Origin of the sequence: Chryseobacterium artocarpi (assembly GCF_001684975.1) — a bacterium.
Taxonomy (GTDB): domain Bacteria; phylum Bacteroidota; class Bacteroidia; order Flavobacteriales; family Weeksellaceae; genus Chryseobacterium; species Chryseobacterium artocarpi.
Window position 1 is genome coordinate 181,663 of sequence record NZ_MAYH01000050.1, and the last position, 17,436, is coordinate 199,098.

A 17,436-nucleotide genomic window follows, 5' to 3' on the forward strand; every position below is an offset into this window, starting at 1 on the left:
TAGCTTCACTCGCAATGACAAAGGAAAGAAAAAAGTCTGCCTCGATTCGAAGCAGACTTTTATTTATAATACTTTAAGTTCTAAATCTATGGTTTTACCGAAAAACTTCTTAGAGATCTTCTCAAAGTTTTTGGTAAGATCGGAAAGATAGAAATGGTAATTCGGTTTTGAATTATTGTCATTCAGAAGGTTATATTTATCCAGAATAATCTTCAGATGGTTGGCAACAATATTAGGAGAATCTATAACACGAACTCTGTTTCCATAGTACTGCTTAATTTCATCAATTAACAGCGGATAATGGGTACATCCCAAAATCAATGTTTCAATATTTTTAAGTTTATTATTACTCAAATAATTGTAAATAATAGCATGTGTTATCGGATGGTTCTTAAATCCTTCTTCAATGGCTGGAACCAGTAAAGGAGTTGCTAATTCATCCACTTTAATCCATTTATTATGCTTTCGGATGCTTTTTTTATAAAGTCCGGAATTCACTGTAGCTTTCGTAGCGATCACTCCAACATTATTATGGATTTCGTAGGAAACCTTTTCTGCCACAGGGTTGATCACGTCAATAACAGGAACTCTTCCCGCAACAGATTGCATCACTTCATTTAAAGCATTTGCAGTAGCGGTATTACAGGCAATTACAATCGCTTTACAGTTCTGCTCCAGCAGGAAATTCGTGATTTTTGTAGAATATTCTATAATCGCGTCTTTTGATTTTTCGCCATATGGAAGGTGCTTTGTATCTCCAAAATAAATCAGGTCTTCATTGGGAAGAAGTCTTTTAATCTCTTTGGCAACAGTAAGTCCTCCTACCCCACTATCAAAAATACCGATAGGCTGGCTGGGTGAAAGATGCGAATAATCTTGTTTTTTAGTTTTCAAATGAACTGAAATTTTATACAAAATTAATGAATTTACGTTGTATTTACATTGTATTATATTATTTAATACAACATTCTTAAAACTACTACAAAGTACTTACGTTAAGTTATAATATATAATATGAGAATTAAACTAAAAATAAATCAGAAGCAATTCCGTCCGCCATGAACCAATGTTTTTCAGGAATTTTTAAATGATCATTTTCAACAATCAGAATTCCGTCTGCAATTTTCTGTTTCGTTTCATTATTAAAATGCTCAAGAAATCTGTCATTAAATTTCTCTTTCAAACTTTTCATGCCTACTCCCCAAATCGTTCTTAAGCCAATCATAATCATTTCATTAAATTGGTCTTCCGGAGAAAGAATTTCTTCTTCTTTGGCTAAAAGCTTTTCATTAAGCTTTTTAATGTACTGCTGATTATTGGCAACATTCCAGCTTCTCACATCCAATCCGTTATAGGAATGTGCAGATGGACCTATTCCAAGATATTCCTGATACTTCCAATAAGCGGAATTGTGTCTGGAATAGAAACCAGGTTTGGCAAAATTTGAAACTTCATAATGCTCAAAACCATTATCTTTTAAGAAGTCTGATAAATAATAAAATTCTCTGTTCTGCTCCTCTTCTCTCGGACTTTTCACTTTTCCTTTTGAAATCCAGTTTTCTAAAGCTGTTTTAGGCTCAACCGTCAAAGCATAAGAGGAAATATGAGGCACTTCCAATGCTATCGTTTTGTGTAAGTTTTCCTTCCAGATCTCAAGATTGGATGTAGGTGAACCATAAATTAAATCAATACTCAGGTTCTCAAATCCAAAATCCTGAGCTCGCTTTATTGATCCTTCTGCTTCCGAGGCTGTATGGGCACGATTCATTAATTTCAAATCTTCTTCAAAAAAACTTTGAGTACCGATCGATAGGCGGTTTACAGGGGTTCCGGCAAGTTGTTTTAGGAAATTCTTATCCAGATCATCCGGATTCGCTTCCAAAGTAATTTCAATATCTTTTTCAAAACTAAAATGATGCAGAACTTCATCTATTAAAGAATTGATCTCGTCCACTGAAAGAATAGACGGTGTTCCGCCGCCAAAGTATAAAGATTTCAGGTTTTTATTTTGTAATTCACCTTTTCTGAGCTGTATTTCTGCTTTCATCGCGCGAAGCATTTCGTCCTTAAAATTAAGCGACGTTGAAAAGTGAAAGTTACAATAGCTGCATTTCTGCTTACAGAATGGAATGTGAATATATATCATAAAAAAAGCCCTGAAAAAATTCAGAGCTCAAATTTATTTAAATTAAATTGATTAATATCTATATCCTCTAACATTAATAAAGTTATCGAAGTTATAACCAAGACCAATCATGAAACTGTTTCCTCCATATTTCTGAATATCAGATAATCCAAGGTTGTAAGTAGCACCAATCATGAACTTGTTGAATCTTACTTTTACAATTGGAGCAATTTCCAACTGCTGGCTGTCGAATCTGTTTTGAGCAGCTCTATAGCTTACCCCAAAAGAGAATGCGTTGATATCATTAGAGAATGTAGCCATTAGGTTATAATCCATTACTCTTGTTGAGTTTGTATTCAGGTTGATCATCGCAGCCGGAGTCAACATGATGTTATCAGCAATATGCCAGTTATATCCTAAATTTAAGAAGAACTTAATCGGAGAAGGCTCGTATCCGTTTACAATAGGTTTATCGTTACCTAAAGCAATATCGTTTACGGAAACTCCTGCAAATAGGTTTCTATAAGTAGCCGCTAAACCGAAGTTTGCATATGCCATGAAAATATTACTTTCTTTTCCTACTAATAGTGGGTCATTCTGTTCTTCAGTATTGATTTTTGAGTAATCAAAATTTCTGTTGTAAAAACTTACACTGGTACCGAAAGAGAATTGATCTTTTCTGTCTCCCTCACTACTTAGTGGAATAAAGTATGAAGCACCTGCTGTAACACCGCCAGAAGATTCTGCTCCGTTACTGTCTCTGAATACTGTAAGACCGGCACCTACTCTATCGAATATATTAGCATTGATTCCCACTGATTGTACGTTCGGGGATTCGCTGAATTTTGAAAATTGCTTTTGATAAATGGCATTGAGCTGTACGTAGTCTGTTTTACCGTACTGAGCTGGGTTGAACAGGAAATCACCATCCAAAAGATACTGTTGATAATATGGTAGTGATTCTTGTGCTTTGTATGCATTTGACAAAAGAGCTAAACATACGATAGCATATAGTTTTCTCATAACAAATCTTGATTTCAATTCAACAAATATAAAAAAAATCTCAATATATTTTTAGTTTTCCAAATAATTTCTCCATTTTTTTACAGCATCCGCCATATCTTTGGGCATTGGGCTTTCAAAATATAATTCCTTTTTTGTTGTTGGGTGTATAAATCCAAGGGTATGTGCATGCAAAGCATGTCTTGGCAAAATTTCAAAGACATTTTTAATAAATTGTTTGTATTTTGGAAGATTCACTCCTCTTAAAGGAGTATGCCCTTCATACCTCTCATCATTGAATAAAGTATGCCCGATATGTTTGAAATGAGCCCTGATCTGGTGTGTTCTACCGGTTTCAAGCTTACATTCCACCCAGGTCATATATTTGAATCTTTCCAACACTTTATAGTGAGTAACGGCATGTTTTCCCTGGCTTCCATCTTCGTAAACAGACATCTGCATTCTGTTTTTAGGATGTCTTCCAATATGTCCTCTAATCGTTCCTTCTTCATCCTTAGGATTTCCCCATACAAAAGCCCAATACAGTCTTTTAGTCGTTCGGTTGAAAAACTGTTTTGCAAGAAAACTTAATGCATACTCATTTTTAGCAATCACCAGAAGACCAGAAGTATCTTTATCAATCCTGTGAACAAGTCCTACCCTGTCAAGATCTGACTTTTGTCCGTTCTTTTCAAAATGATATGCTAAAGCATTTACCAATGTACCATCCCAATTCCCGTGTCCCGGATGAACTACCATTCCCGGTTCTTTATCTACTACTACCAGATCATCATCTTCATAAACGATATTTATAGGGATATCCTGTGGAATAATCACATTTTCCCTTGGCGGACGGGTTAGCAATATAGAGATCTTATCTCCAGGTTTCACTCGGTAATTCTGCTTTACGGCAGTACCATTCACTATAACGTTTCCAGCCCTACAGGTTTGAGAAATTTTATTCCTTGAAGAATTCTGGCGATGTATTAAAAGAAATTTATCAATTCTTAATGACTCCTGTCCAGGATCTACAGTGATATTAAGATGTTCATATAAACCTTTATTTTCCTCATCAATATCGATGTTATCAATACTATTGGAATCCAATAATTCTTCGTCTAAAAAATCTTCGTTATCTTCTGACATTGTATTTATTTTTTTACACAAAAGGCTTCAACATTTGCAGTTGAAGCCAGTATTTATAATATTAATATGTTTTTATTCTACGACTACTTTCTTAGCCTTTGGTTTTTGAGCAGGCTGTTGTGTAGTGGTTGAAGCTGCAGGTTTAGCTGCGCTTCCTGCATTAGCAGAATTATTAGTAGAAGTTTTAGGCTTCTCAGTTCCTGAGTTCGAAGGCTTAGGAGTTGTTGACTGAGGTTTAGGAGTCTCAGTTTTTGGCGCTTCTACTTTTGGAGTTTCTCTTTTTGGAGCCGGTGGAGGAACCACAGGTGCTTCATACACAGGTTCGTTATGAACTTCCTCATATCGTACAGGTGGTAAGGAAGTATCTACCTTCATACGATAAATAGAGTTCAGCTGTTCTACTTTTGCTCTAAGCTCTGCTGGAGTTCTCTTACTAGCCCAAAGGTCAATCTGCATTCCTTGGTCACGAACATCTCCCGGAGCAGGATCCTGATAGTAAATGATATCAGATTCATCCTTACCTCCATCTTCGTGTTCTACCAATCCTACTTCAAACATACTCTTCGTAATGACAGCTCTGGCTTCTTTTACAGAAAGTCCCACCACATTAGGAATTGAGATATTTCTCATTGGTCCTGATCCTACCACTACATCAATAACGGAGAATCTAGGTAAACGGGCACCCGGATTTACAGCATTTCCTTTATATAAAATTCTTAAAAGGGCATCCTTTTGAATACTAGGCTCATAAATAGTGTCTCCAATTTTAAGACCTACCTGATCCAATCTCTGGAAAGCAAGACCTGAATACTTATTAATTACATCCGGAACAGCAATCTGAGCCCATGTTCTAGGGTTCACTTTAAGACGTACCGTTCTTCCATCCTTCACACGGGAACCCGGTGCCGGATAGATTTGTAAAACCTGAAATGGTCTGTATTTCGGGTCATAATTGGCGCTGTCTACTTCATATTCCAAACCTGTATCATCTAAAATTTTAACAGCATCATGCACAGATTTATTAACTACATTGGGAACAGGGATCTCCTGTCCGTGATTAGTATGGTACTCCAACCAGCGAAACGTAAGCCATACAAGACCCACGAAAACACCGACAGCCACTACTAAATTCAGTAAAACTTTCCAATTGAAAAGTGATTTAAGCATACTTAAAAATACTTTAATTACAACGGCAAATATAGCTAATAATTTTAGAATGCGCTTTTTATTTAACACAATTCATTTTTGATTTGAAAATTTCCCGATTTCCCATATTGCAATACATAAAATGTTTAAATTTGCCTCAATTGATACTATATGGTTATGAACAAAAAAAGTGTTGCTGTAGTAATGGGGGGCTATTCTGATGAATATGTTGTATCCTTAAAAAGCGGACAGTTGATCTATGATTCCTTAGACAGAAATCTGTATGACGTATATAAAGTAGTAGTCCTTAAAGATGAATGGTATTTTTTAGGAGAAAATGATAAAAAATACGAAATCAACAGAGGAGATTTTTCTGTTACGTTAGATAATGGAGATACTTTAAAATTTGATGTCTGCTTCAATATCATCCACGGAACTCCTGGTGAAAACGGAATTCTTCAGGCTTATTGGGACGCAATCGGTCAGCAATATACAGGATGCGATTTTTACCAAAGCGCTCTTACATTTAATAAAAAAGACACTCTTGCTGTCCTTTCAAAATATGGAATTCCTTCCGCAAAAAGTATTTATTTAAGACAAGGTGAAAACATTGATGTTGATACGATCGTAGAAGAGCTTGGTCTTCCATTATTTGTAAAACCAAATCAATCCGGATCTTCTTTGGGAATTTCGAAGGTAAAAGAAAAGTCTGAACTGATCGCCGCTACAGAAGTAGCTTTCAAAGAAGATAATGAAATTTTGATCGAAAGTTTCTTAAATGGAATGGAAGTTTCCGTAGGAGTTATCGATTTTAAAGGGGAAACTATTGTTCTGGGAATCACTGAAATTGTTCCTACGAATGAATTTTTCGATTATGAAGCTAAATATGAAGGAGCTTCTGAAGAAATCACCCCAGCAAGAATCGATGAAGAAACCACAAAAAGAGTGGAAGAAATCGCAAAAAGAGCTTACAACTCACTTGGAATGAGTGGATTTTCAAGAAGTGAATATATCCTGATGAACGGCATTCCTTATATGCTTGAAATGAATACCAATCCTGGATTCTCCCCGGCAAGTATTCTTCCTCAACAGGCAAAATATTACGGAATTTCTATCATGGATCTTTGTGGAAATGAAGTTGAAAAAGCATTAAATAAAAGAAAATAGATAGTAGAAGCTAAAAATTAAGTTACAAAATAATTGATAGCGTAAATTATAACTCATACAACATGAAAATTGCTGTTTTCCCAGGGTCATTTGACCCAATTACTTTAGGACATTACGATATTATAGAAAGAGCGGCTCCGCTTTTTGATAAATTAATCATTGCTATCGGGCAGAATTCCCAAAAGAAATATATGTTTCCTCTTGAAAAAAGAATGGAATTCATTCAAAACTCCGTAGCAGAATTCCCCAATGTAGAAGTAGATTCATTTGAAGGACTTACCGTAGACTATTGTTTTGAAAAGAACGCTCAATACATCATCAGAGGTCTTAGAAACCCTGCTGATTTTGAATTCGAAAAAGCAATCGCTCATACCAACAGAACTCTTGCTCATAAAAAACTGGAAACCGTATTTTTATTAACCTCATCCGGAAAATCCTTTATCAGCAGCAGCATCGTAAGGGAAATCATTACCCACGGCGGAGAATACGAACTGATGGTTCCAGACTCAGTGAGGGTTGAAAGATAGAAATAATGAGTAATAAGTAAATTTTAATTCGATAAATCAGGAAAAAAAATTACATTTAAACTAAGAATGTAAAAACCTTAATAAAGACTATAACCAACTTGAAATGGCATAATTTTTATTACTGATTGCTCATTATTCATTACCTATATAATATATGCACGAACAGTTCAATTTTGCCATAGAAGTACTGGGAACCATTGCGTTTTCCATGTCAGGAAGTTTTGCAGCAATGCAGAAACGGCTTGATCCTTTTGGCGTACTTATTATAGCCTTTGTAACTTCCGTGGGCGGAGGAACTGTAAGGGATCTCTTACTTGATATTCCTGTATTTTGGATGCATGATCTTCTGATGTGTGCCCTGATCATTGTTACCAGTGTTTTTTCCATGGTATTCAAATCGCTTGAAAAGAATTTTAAGGTTACCTTATTTATCTTCGACAGCTTTGGGCTTGGATTGTTTACCATTATCGGAATTCAGAAAGGGTTAAATGTTGGAATTCATCCATTGATTTGTATCGGATTGGGAACAATTACAGGTTGTTTCGGAGGTATTATCAGGGATATATTATTGAATAGAATTCCATTGATCTTTAGAAAAGAAATTTATGCCACGGCATGTATTGTAGGAGGTGCAGCATTTTTATTAATGACCAAGTACTCTCCTCTTTCCTATACCTTTGTACAGATCTTTACCATTTTGTTGATTGTAGCAATCAGAACACTTGCAGTGAAATACCATTGGCAGATGCCTAAGTTTTATGGTTATGACCATAATTCGGAAATGTAAATTATAATAGTAATCGACATAAAAAAAGCACCTGAATCAGGTGCTTTTTGTTTTATCTGTAGTTTCTTGCTAGAAGAATTTCCCTCTATTTCTCATATTAGGATTGTGCATATGCTTTTGCATCGTTGGCATTTTCAGTTGATCTTTCATCATTTTGATCTGATCAGTCATCATACCTGCTGTATCTAATCTTTTTGCTTCCTCCAACAGCCTTTGTCCATCTTGTTTTCTTCCTTTAGAAATAGCTGCTGCTGCAAGATTTAAAGTTGCCATTGCTCTGTCATGCTTCATATTTAATCCGTATTCCAAAGCTTTTTTCATTAGAGGCTCTACCTTTGTTGGGTGATCCTGAGCTTGAGTTAATCCTAATAAATAGTGGAAATATCCGTATTGAGTTTTATGAAGTTGTCCTTTATAGTCAGTGATTTTGGTTAACCATTCCGCAGCTTTCTCCATATTCTGTTTTCTCAATTGCCAGAAAGCCAAAAGGATATACTCATTTTTAAAGTAAAGTAAGATTGGAAATGCGGCAAGAAGAAAAACAACAATCCCCCATCCAAGATTTCTTGTGAAAATCATCATGTAAAGTCCCAGAAGGATAAGAAGTGCTGCTACTGCAATTTTAATGTTCTTATTCATTATTAAATTTTAGAAGTGCAAAGATAATAAATTTAAAGGTTAAAGTTCAAAAAGTCAATGGTGAATGGTCAATTCGCTATACTTATTAATTATTATATATGACAGCTATTCACAATTCACTTTGCAAAGCAAAAATTGACGTTTGTTCCTTATGATTCTTTTTTGATCCTTTCAAACGTCTGAAAACAGAAATCATACCCGTTCTTTTCATCTTTTTCATGGCAGACCTCATTCGTTTTTTTCCAGATTTTCCCATCGATTTTTGGAAAGAATGTATCCGCTTCAAGATCAGCTTTCACAAGAGTAACCTCTAATTTATCCACAAGATCCATTGTTTGCTCATAGATATTTCCACCTCCGATAACGAAAACTTCCTCATCTATTTTTTTGGCAAACTTTAAAGCTTCTTTAAGACTTCCCACAATAAGAATTCCTTCCTCAAACCAATCTTTTTTTCTTGAAACAACAATATTGGTACGGTTAGGAAGTGGCTTCCCGATACTCTCGTAAGTCTTTCGTCCCATAATGATCGGATGCCCTGAAGTAAGGTCCTTAAAATGTTTTAAATCTTTCGGAAGATGCCAAAGCAACTGGTTTTCAAAACCAATTTCATTTTTCTCTCCCATTGCCACCACTATTGTTGTCATTCAAATATAATTTTCTACAAAATTAGCACATAATTTGTATATTTGATTAGCACAAAAAATTAAAAAAAATAAACTATGAAAAATAAAGGATGTCTGGGCGCCGGAACTATTGGTATAGCCCTCCTTATTATTGTTGCAGTCTTATTCTTTTGGGGAAGAAGCGGATATAACAGCTTTGTAGACAAAGAACAGACCGTGAACGCAAAATGGTCTAATGTAGAGACTGTATATCAGAAAAGAGCGAATCTTATTCCTAACCTGGAAAGAACAGTAAAATCGTATTCAAAATTTGAGCAGGAAACGTTAACGCAAGTAGTGGAAGCACGTTCTAAAGCGACTTCTATTAACATTGATCCTACCAATATGACTGAAGCTGATATTGCTAAGTTCCAGGCTGCACAGGGCGAATTATCCGGGGCATTAAGCAGATTGATGGCTGTGGTAGAGTCTTATCCTAATTTAAAAGCTGACCAGCAATATATTAACTTCCAAAGAGAATATACTGCTATTGAAAACAGTATCAGAACTGAAACTGTTTATTACAACGATGCAGCGAAGGATTACAACACTTCTATCAAGACTTTCCCGAATAACATTCTGGCGAATTTCACGAACTTCAAAGAAAAACCTTATTTCAAAGCTGATGCAGGCGCACAAAAAGCTCCTGAAGTATTCAAATAATAATGGGTAATTTCCTTACAAATCAACAGATCGCTTCCCTTGTGGAAGCGATTCAGTCAGCAGAAGACCATTCTACAGGCGAAATTAGAGTTCATATTGATTCTAATACGGAAAACCGTGACGCAAAGACTGCATTCGAGGTTTTCAAAGAACTGTGTATGGATAAAACTACTGATAGAAATGCTGTACTTTTTCATGTCAATTTTGAACAGAAATATCTTACCATCATTGGAGATGTGGGCATTCATGCAAAAGTAAATCAGTCTTATTGGGATCATCTGCATGATTATATCACTGGTGAATTTGCCAAAGGAAATTATTACAGTGCTTTAAAAAGTGCTATTCTGGAAACCGGCATAGAGCTTAAAAAATATTTTCCTGTAGAAGGAGAAAATCCAAACCAACTTCCGAATGAAATTACGTTCTCTTAAAATAGTATTTTCATTTTTACTGCTTTGCTTTTACACTTTTGTATCAGCACAATACACTGTTCCTGAAAAACCGGCAATTCTATATCCTGTATTTGATGAAGCAGGACTTCTCTCCCAGCAGGAGAAAGATGAACTGAACAATAAACTGATCAAGTTTGCAGATTCCACCTCAACGGAAATAGAAGTGGTAATCATCAAGTCTACCAAAGGCGAAGATGTCAATTTTCTGGCGACAATGTTTGGTGAAAAATGGAAAATAGGAAAAAAAGGTGTCGATAATGGAGTTGTATTCCTGATCGCAACTGAAGACAGAACCATGTCTATACAGCAGGGACGAGCTGTAGAACAATACCTTACAGCATCCGTAGCAGGACAGATTCTGGACTATATTGTTACCCCTAATTTCAAAAAAGGACTTTGGTATGATGGGATCAATCGTGGTACCTCAGCCATTATGGAAGCTGTTCAGGGCAAATTCAAACCTGCTCCTACAACATCCCCTTCAGGTGATGGCAGTGCCCTTAAAGTTCTTATTATTGCCTTTGTTATCTTTATCATTATTGCCATACTCTTTGGTAACCGTGGAGGCGGACGTGGCGGAGGCGGAAATTATGATGACGATGATGATGTAATCATTACTCGAAGAGGACGCAGAAATTATCCTGGCGGTTTCTTCCCATTCCCTGGCGGATTCGGAGGTGGCGGCTTTGGTGGTGGAAGTTCCGGTGGCGGCGGAGGTGGATTCGGTGGCTTTGGCGGCGGAGGAAGCTTCGGTGGCGGGGGTGCTTCCGGAGGATGGTAATCTTACAAGAATTTATATGATATATAAAACAGATCAGGTCTCAATGACCTGATTTTTTATTTAAAAACCTAAAATAACATCATTTCTTTGATTTTAATTAATATTAAATTGACTTTCACATATTAAAAAATTAATAAATCAACATAAAAACTACCTTTTATTCAATATTTTTTCAGTATATTTACTGAAAACAGGATTATGAAGAAGACACTCGTAGTATTTGCACACCCTTACCTGGAGCACTCCAATTCGAACGTAGAGCTCATCAATTTCTACGTTCGCCATCAGCATTATACCTTACGTGATCTTTATGAAGAATATCCTGATTTTCATATCGCTGCCTTCAGAGAAAGGAAACGCTTAGCCAATTATGACCGGTTTATTTTTCAGTTCCCCTTAATATGGTTTGGAATGCCCCCTTTATTAAGATTATGGATCGATGAAGTTTTTGACCGTGATTGGCTACAACCTGGAAAATACAATCCTTTGGAGAATAAAGAAGTTTATATTCTGATAACCACAGGCGGAAAAGAAAGATCTTTCAGCAAAGAAGGAACCTATCAATATTCGGTGGATGAACTGATCAGCGGGCTGATTGTATCATTGAAAGTTTTCAAAGCAGATATCAAGCACATCAAGATCGTTTACGAAGCTAATAAATTGTCTAAAAAAGAAATTATTTTACATAAAAAAGAGTTTACAGAACTACTCAATCAATAACATATGGAGTCTAGCTTAGCGATGAACACGTTACTTTTTCTCGGTGTAGCCATTATTATGGTTCCATTAGCGAGAAAATTGGGGTTGAGTTCTGTAATCGGTTATATCTTAGGAGGAATTATCATTGGTCCGTATGTCCTCAGGCTTACCGGGAATAATGTGAATGATATTATGCACGCCAGTGAATTTGGAGTGATTATGCTTTTATTCATTGTAGGTCTGGAACTGGAGCCAAGAAAGTTCTGGGAAATGCGGAAGAAAATAATGGGTTTGGGCCTTACACAAATGCTGCTTACCATTTTACTTCTTTTTCTGGTATTTATTGGTGTAGGCTGGAGAGTAGATAAGGCGATTGCTGTAGCGATGTGTTTTGCTCTTTCTTCTACGGCTATCGTGCTGCAAACTTTACAGGAAAAGAATAATTTTAAAACAACAGCTGGAGAAGCTTCATTTTCCACGCTGTTATTTCAGGATATTTCAGTGATTCCTATTTTAGCAATACTTCCTATTATTGCTAATTATAAGGCAAAACATCATGATAATGAAATTCAAATCCTGATCCAGAAACTTCCGGAATGGCTTCAGGCAGGAACGGTAATTTTCGGGGTGGCATTATTAATATTATTGGGAAGATATGTATTTGTTCCCTTTTTAAGATATGTTTCAAAATCCGGGATGGCAGAACTCTTAACCGCCTCTTCTCTATTTCTGGTTATCGGTGTATCCGAACTGATGGTGGTCATTGGGCTTTCTCCTGCGTTGGGAGCATTCTTAGCCGGTGTAATGCTTGCCAACAGTGAATTTAGACATGAACTTGAAGCACAAATCAATCCTTTTAAAGGACTTTTGCTTGCTGTTTTCTTCGTGAGCGTAGGTTCTACGATCAATTTTAATATTATTCAGAAAGATCCACTATTTATATTCAGTACCGTGCTTGCCGTACTGCTTGTAAAATTTATTGTTTTATATTCTATTGGGAAGTTTTTCAGAATAGATACTCCACAAAGTCTTTTCTATGCTTTTGCCTTATCTCAGGTGGGGGAATTTGCTTTTGTACTTATTAATTATGCCTCAGATCTTTATCTTCTAGGTCCCGAACTCAATGCCCAGTTAATGGCTGTAACCGCAATCACCATGTGTATTACTCCTATTCTTCTTATTGTTAATGATAGATTCATCACCCCTAAATTTATTAAAGAAATCCCTGAAGAGGAACATGATTTCAATATACTGGACAGTGATGTGAGCCAAAAGAAAATCATCATTGTAGGTTTTGGACATTTTGGAAGTACGGTTGGACGTCTTTTAAAGGCAAATAAAATCTCAGCAACGGTTCTGGACAGAGATTCTGACCGTGTAAAGCTTTTAAGAAGTTATGGTTTCAAAGTATACTATGGCGATGCTACAAGAATTCCTATTTTAAGAGCTGCCGGAATTGAAGAGGCTGAAATTTTAGTGTTATGCCTTGATGATTCTGATGACAATATGTTTATCGCTGAACTTGTGCGTGAACACTATCCTAAAGTAAAAATATTTGTAAGGGCAAAAAATAGAATTGACGCTTATGAATACCTCAACAACGGGATTAATCACATTTATCGGGAAACATTAGGGACTGCTGTAGATATGGCTGTGGATGTACTTCATGAGACAGGCATGAGAAAATATGCAGCAAGACGTCTTGGGCAAAGATTTATGGCGATTGATAAAGCCTCTGTCAGAAAGCTTGCAAAAATGACAGAAGATCAGGATATTGCTTTATTCAGTACAAAAGAAATCCTCCAGCGTGAGGAGGAATTATTAGCTTATGACAATCTGAATTTTGATCATAAAAACTGGGAAGACTCCTCACCTACTGAGGAAGAAGATGAGGAAGAGTCCCAGGATTGATTTATTGGATATTTATACTTCCACCACTGCTTTCATCCTTAGTGATGTTTTTAAGATCTCCTTTTCTGGAAATGTCTACACTTCCCCCTGAAGAGGCTTCTGCTTTAACAGAAGTTACTGCACTGATCTGAATGCTTGCTCCACTGGATGCTTCTGCTTCTACATTGTCTACGACAACTTCTTTCGCTGAAATACTACTTCCGGAAGAAGAGCTGATGTCTGCATGTTTTGCTTTTCCGGAGATATCAATGCTTGATCCTGATGAAGAATCAATATCAAGATTTACAGCCCATATTTTTCCACTGAAGTTACTGCTGCTGTCTGCGCTGATATTAAAATCATTCGCTTCAAGATTTCCTGAAACACTTCCGGCACTTGATACTTCAATGCTTGTCTTTTCCTGAGTAAATTTATCTTTTACATTGATACTTGCAGCTGATTCAGCAACTAGTTTTGTAAAGTCTTTTGTATAGATTTTTGCTGTCACCTTATTAATATTCATCACTCTGATCCCTGATTTGTAGTGAATATGAAGTTTTCCGCCACTATTTTCCACAAGTATCTCATCGATAATATTTTGAGGCGCTGAAAGCACTACTTTTTCAACATCAGATTTGATAATTTCAGCTTCAATAGCTTGGGAAACCTGGATTTCATCAAAATCACCATTAAATTCTTTCTGCTGAATCGGTCCTGCTTCCTTATTGATGACCTTCTCTACCCACCCATTTTTTTCTTTGTTATTTTTCTCATGCTTTTCATTACATGAGGCTAATAACACTAAGGCTGAAAAAATAAAAAGAGTTCTTTTTTTCATGTTTATTTCTTTTATAGATTATTTTTTGGATATATAATTTAATAACAACTAAATTATGAAAAATATTACATTAGTATCAGAAAATAGCAGGTTTCTATGTAATCTAATGAAAACGTAAGGTTTAAATCATTTATTCACGCATTGTTTAAACTCCTTTTTAAATACATGAAGTGAAACATCTCCTGTGAAGTAAGTTTTTAATATCTTTATACTTTAATAACAATTATATTTATGAAGAATATTTCATCGGTATTATTAATTTCTGCCTTGGCGTTCAATCAATCTTGTACTACAATGAAACAGACCGATACTCAACAGGAACTTCCTGCTCCTGATCCATCTTTATCATCAAATCCTTTCATGAAGAAGAGTAAACTTCAATATGAAGCTCCTGAGTTTGATAAAATTAAAAACGAACATTTCAAACCTGCTTTTGAATTTGGTTTAAAACAACATGCGGCTGAAGTTGAGAAAATTGCCAATAATCCGGCAAGCCCTACTTTTGAGAATACGATTGTTGCATTGGAAAAAAGCGGTGAAGTTCTGAGAAGAGCACAAATTGTTTTTTCTAATCTTACAAGTGCAAACACCAACCCTACTTTACAGGCTTTAGATGAAGAGTATGCTCCTATTTTTGCAGCACATTCTGATAAGATCTTCCTGAATGAAAATCTTTATAAAAGAATCAAATCAATCAAAGAAGACGGGTTAGATTCTGAAAGCAAAAGACTGGTACAATATTATAAACAAAACTTTGAGATTGCAGGAGCTAATCTTTCCGCAGCAGACAAAGAAAAATTAAAGCAGATCAATCAGGAGCTTGCTTCTCTTTCTACTCAATATGCCAACAAACTATTGGAAGCTAGAAAACAAGGAGGTGTATTCTTTTCTGATGCAAAGGAACTAGACGGACTTTCTGCTGATGAAATCGCAGCGGCTGCGGCTGATGCAAAAACAGCAGGACAACCGGGAAAATATCTTCTTGCCCTACAAAACACAACACAACAACCTCTTTTACAAAACCTTAAAAACAGAGCAACCAGAGAGAAACTATTTAAAGCTTCATGGACAAGAGCTGAAAAAGGTGATGCTAATGACACTAGAGAAACTATCGAGAAACTGGCTAAGCTTAGACTGAAAAAAGCTCAGACTTTAGGTAAAAAGAATTTTGCAGAATGGAAACTTCAGGATCAAATGGCAAAAACTCCTGAAGCAGCTATTAAACTAATGAATCAGATTGCTACTCCAGCAGTGGAAACAGCAAAACGTGAAGCAAAAGATATTCAGGATCTTATTGATCAGCAAAAAGGAGGTTTCAAGGTAGAGCCTTGGGACTGGAATTTCTATGCTGAACAGGTAAGAAAAGCTAAGTATGATCTTGATGAAAGTGAAATAAAACCTTATTTTGAGATTACTACTGTTCTAGAAAAAGGAGTATTCTTTGCTGCTGAAAAATTCTATGGTTTAACATTCAAAAAGAGAACTGATCTTCCTGTTTATCATCCTGATGTAGTTACGTATGAAGTTTTTGATCATGACGGAAAGTCTATCGCGATCTATTACCTAGATTTCTATACCAGAGACTCTAAAAACGGAGGAGCCTGGATGAGCAACTTCGTTGAGCAGTCTTACTTAATGGGAACAAAACCTGTGATTGTTAACTGCTATAATTATCAGAAACCAGCTCCTGGAAAACCTTCATTAATTAGTTTTGATGATGTTTCAACAATCTTCCATGAGTTTGGACACTCTATCCACGGAATGTTTGCAAGCCAGAAATATCCTTCTTTATCAGGAACTAACGTCCCTAGAGACTTTGTAGAATTCCCTTCACAGATCAATGAGCACTGGGCATTAGATCCTGTCGTTTTGAAAAACTACGCTGTTCATTATGAAACAAAACAGCCTATTCCACAAACTTTAGTAGAAAAGATCAAAAAAGCAGCTACTTTCAACCAAGGGTATATGACATCTGAGTTGGTTTCTGCAGCAGCTGTAGATATGGACTGGCATACAGTAGCTAATGAAGGACAGTTTATTCCTGTTTTAGATTTCGAAAAGCAATCTTTAACAAATCATGGATTCACTTTAGCAACTGTTCCGCCTAGATATCATACCCCTTATTTTGCTCACATTTGGGGAGGTGGATATTCAGCAGGATATTATGCTTATTTATGGTCTGAAACATTGGATAATGATGCATGGGAATGGATAAAAAACAATGGTGGGTTAACCAGAGAAAACGGTGACCGTTTCAGAAAATATATTCTTTCTGTAGGAAATTCTGTAGACTTAAACCAGGCATTCAGAGATTTCACAGGACATGATCCGGATATCAAGCCTTTATTAAGAAACAGAGGATTTATAAAATAATATAATGGAAGCATTCTTTTAAGAGTGCTTCTTTTTTGATTGAAATCTGAAAAATAAATTTTAACTAAAGCCAATGGACTGATTCTATTATTTTAGAACATTCCAAAGCCTATTCCTATGGATATTTATTCTATTTTTGCAACTCAAAATTTAAAACATGAATTGTCCCTGCTGTTCAGGAAAAGCCTACGAAGAATGCTGTAAGCCTTATCATACAGGAGAAAAGCACACTCCTACTGCTGAAGCTTTAATGCGTTCAAGATTTTCAGCGTTTGCCATTCCGAATGGAGAATATCTGATGGAAACTACCCTTCCCGGAAAACGAAAGTATCACAATAAACAAGACCTTCAGGAATGGGGGGAGATTAATAAATGGACAAAATTGGAAATCATTCAGACTCCAGCCTTAAATCATGTAGAATTTAAAGCTTATTATACTGATGAAGACGGATATCCACAGATCCACCATGAGTTTTCTGTTTTTCAGAAGATGCATGAGCGTTGGTATTATGTTTCAGGCGAATTTTTAGATTAAT

The 17,436-nt window shown here is 36.0% G+C and carries 18 protein-coding genes; 10 read left to right on the plus strand and 8 right to left on the minus strand.

Features of this window, described 5'->3' with window-relative positions; genetic code table 11:
- Nucleotides 1-63: 63 nt before the first annotated feature.
- From murI to BBI01_RS21445, 5 genes are all read right to left on the minus strand, one after another.
- Complete coding sequence (gene murI / locus BBI01_RS21425) at nt 64-894, minus strand: glutamate racemase (RefSeq protein ID WP_065396669.1); 831 nt, start codon at nt 892-894, stop codon at nt 64-66.
- A gap of 127 nt (nt 895-1,021) precedes the next feature.
- On the minus strand, nt 1,022-2,146 hold the full coding sequence (gene hemW, locus BBI01_RS21430) for a radical SAM family heme chaperone HemW (RefSeq protein WP_083190186.1): 1,125 nt from the start codon (nt 2,144-2,146) through the stop codon (nt 1,022-1,024).
- Nucleotides 2,147-2,197: 51 nt separating this feature from the next.
- Nucleotides 2,198-3,148: a PorP/SprF family type IX secretion system membrane protein gene (locus BBI01_RS21435; protein WP_065396671.1), complete on the minus strand. Its 951-nt coding sequence runs from the start codon at nt 3,146-3,148 to the stop codon at nt 2,198-2,200.
- Between the two features lie 51 nt (nt 3,149-3,199).
- Nucleotides 3,200-4,273 carry an RluA family pseudouridine synthase gene (locus tag BBI01_RS21440; protein WP_185114370.1) on the minus strand — a complete coding sequence of 358 codons (1,074 nt, stop codon included), beginning with the start codon at nt 4,271-4,273 and terminating at the stop codon, nt 3,200-3,202.
- 72 nt (nt 4,274-4,345) lie between these two features.
- The gene (locus BBI01_RS21445; RefSeq protein ID WP_065396672.1) at nt 4,346-5,440 is read right to left on the minus strand and encodes a PASTA domain-containing protein; all 1,095 of its coding nucleotides are present in this window, start codon (nt 5,438-5,440) and stop codon (nt 4,346-4,348) included.
- 156 nt (nt 5,441-5,596) lie between these two features.
- On the opposite strand from BBI01_RS21445, the gene BBI01_RS21450 reads away from it, so the two are divergent.
- The 3 genes from BBI01_RS21450 (at nt 5,597) to BBI01_RS21460 (ending at nt 7,900) form a co-directional block, all read left to right on the plus strand.
- The gene (locus BBI01_RS21450) at nt 5,597-6,586 is read left to right on the plus strand and encodes a D-alanine--D-alanine ligase (RefSeq protein WP_065396716.1); all 990 of its coding nucleotides are present in this window, start codon (nt 5,597-5,599) and stop codon (nt 6,584-6,586) included.
- Nucleotides 6,587-6,648: 62 nt separating this feature from the next.
- On the plus strand, nt 6,649-7,113 hold the full coding sequence (gene coaD / locus BBI01_RS21455; protein WP_047098871.1) for a pantetheine-phosphate adenylyltransferase: 465 nt from the start codon (nt 6,649-6,651) through the stop codon (nt 7,111-7,113).
- 154 nt (nt 7,114-7,267) lie between these two features.
- Nucleotides 7,268-7,900, plus strand: a complete 633-nt coding sequence (locus BBI01_RS21460; RefSeq protein WP_065396673.1) for a trimeric intracellular cation channel family protein — start codon at nt 7,268-7,270, stop codon at nt 7,898-7,900.
- Between the two features lie 69 nt (nt 7,901-7,969).
- Here the strand turns inward: BBI01_RS21460 and BBI01_RS21465 are convergent, their stop codons facing one another.
- Both BBI01_RS21465 and BBI01_RS21470 read right to left on the minus strand, forming a co-directional pair.
- Nucleotides 7,970-8,539 carry a hypothetical protein gene (locus tag BBI01_RS21465; RefSeq protein WP_065396674.1) on the minus strand — a complete coding sequence of 190 codons (570 nt, stop codon included), beginning with the start codon at nt 8,537-8,539 and terminating at the stop codon, nt 7,970-7,972.
- 149 nt (nt 8,540-8,688) lie between these two features.
- On the minus strand, nt 8,689-9,186 hold the full coding sequence (locus tag BBI01_RS21470; protein WP_065396675.1) for a dihydrofolate reductase: 498 nt from the start codon (nt 9,184-9,186) through the stop codon (nt 8,689-8,691).
- A 75-nt stretch (nt 9,187-9,261) separates the two neighbouring features.
- Between BBI01_RS21470 and BBI01_RS21475 the strand changes: the two genes are divergently transcribed.
- The 5 genes from BBI01_RS21475 (at nt 9,262) to BBI01_RS21495 (ending at nt 13,710) form a co-directional block, all read left to right on the plus strand.
- The gene (locus BBI01_RS21475; protein ID WP_065396676.1) at nt 9,262-9,867 is read left to right on the plus strand and encodes a LemA family protein; all 606 of its coding nucleotides are present in this window, start codon (nt 9,262-9,264) and stop codon (nt 9,865-9,867) included.
- Nucleotides 9,868-9,869: 2 nt separating this feature from the next.
- Nucleotides 9,870-10,298, plus strand: coding sequence for a TPM domain-containing protein (locus tag BBI01_RS21480; RefSeq protein WP_185114371.1), 429 nt, complete (start codon nt 9,870-9,872; stop codon nt 10,296-10,298).
- Nucleotides 10,279-11,100, plus strand: coding sequence for a TPM domain-containing protein (locus BBI01_RS21485; RefSeq protein WP_065396678.1), 822 nt, complete (start codon nt 10,279-10,281; stop codon nt 11,098-11,100). Before BBI01_RS21480 ends, BBI01_RS21485 begins: the two co-directional genes overlap by 20 nt.
- Before the next feature lie 198 nt (nt 11,101-11,298).
- A complete protein-coding gene (locus BBI01_RS21490; RefSeq protein ID WP_065396679.1) occupies nt 11,299-11,820 on the plus strand; it encodes an NAD(P)H-dependent oxidoreductase in 522 nt (173 codons plus the stop codon).
- Nucleotides 11,821-11,823: 3 nt separating this feature from the next.
- Entirely contained in the window at nt 11,824-13,710 is a 1,887-nt protein-coding gene (locus BBI01_RS21495) for a monovalent cation:proton antiporter-2 (CPA2) family protein (RefSeq protein WP_065396680.1), read from the plus strand.
- Nucleotide 13,711: 1 nt separating this feature from the next.
- Here the strand turns inward: BBI01_RS21495 and BBI01_RS21500 are convergent, their stop codons facing one another.
- A complete protein-coding gene (locus tag BBI01_RS21500; RefSeq protein ID WP_065396681.1) occupies nt 13,712-14,527 on the minus strand; it encodes a GIN domain-containing protein in 816 nt (271 codons plus the stop codon).
- Nucleotides 14,528-14,758: 231 nt separating this feature from the next.
- Between BBI01_RS21500 and BBI01_RS21505 the strand changes: the two genes are divergently transcribed.
- Both BBI01_RS21505 and BBI01_RS21510 read left to right on the plus strand, forming a co-directional pair.
- Nucleotides 14,759-16,900 (plus strand): M3 family metallopeptidase, encoded by a 2,142-nt coding sequence (locus BBI01_RS21505; RefSeq protein ID WP_065396682.1) that lies wholly within the window; start codon nt 14,759-14,761, stop codon nt 16,898-16,900.
- Nucleotides 16,901-17,057: 157 nt separating this feature from the next.
- Entirely contained in the window at nt 17,058-17,435 is a 378-nt protein-coding gene (locus BBI01_RS21510) for a YchJ family protein (protein WP_065396683.1), read from the plus strand.
- The last annotated feature ends 1 nt before the right edge of the window (nt 17,436 follow it).